Below are 535 nucleotides of genomic sequence, written 5' to 3'. Positions count from 1 at the left end.
CTCGAAGCCCATGTGCTGGCCGCTTCGCGTCTGCACGGCGACGACACGACGGTGCCGGTCCTGGCCAAGGGCAAGACCGATACCGGCCGATTATGGACCTATGTGCGCGATGACCGACCGTTCGGCGGCGCCGATCCGCCGGCGGCAGTGTTCTACTATTCCCGCGATCGCCGAGGCGAACATCCCGCGACGCATCTCGCCGGCTGGAGCGGCATTCTGCAGGCCGATGCCTTTGGTGGTTATGGCGATCTCTATGCGACGGGTTGTCAGCCGGCGCCTGTTCTGGAGGCCAGCTGCTGGGCCCACAGCCGGCGCAAAGTATTTGAGCTGGCCGATGTCGAAGCGGCGGCGCGCAAGAAGGCGCACGGCGAGAAGCCCAACCTCGTCTATCCGCTGGCGGTCGAAGCCGTGAAGCGCATCGATGCCCTGTTCGATATCGAGCGCGCGATCAACGGCCTGTCGCCGGCCCAACGCCACGCCGTGCGCCAAGAGCGGAGCGCGCCGCTGGTCACCGAGCTCGAGCGCTGGATGATCA

At 66.5% G+C, this 535-nt stretch carries 1 protein-coding gene; it reads left to right on the top strand.

From position 1 onward, the window contains the following. Positions 1-535, top strand: a 535-nt coding sequence (locus tag NKH33_RS33175) for an IS66 family transposase (protein ID WP_352923750.1), incomplete at both ends; no start/stop codon positions are given.

The sequence above is a fragment of the Mesorhizobium sp. M1182 genome (assembly GCF_040318335.1).
GTDB lineage: Bacteria > Pseudomonadota > Alphaproteobacteria > Rhizobiales > Rhizobiaceae > Mesorhizobium.
This window is presented reverse-complemented; position numbering and strand designations above follow the sequence as displayed.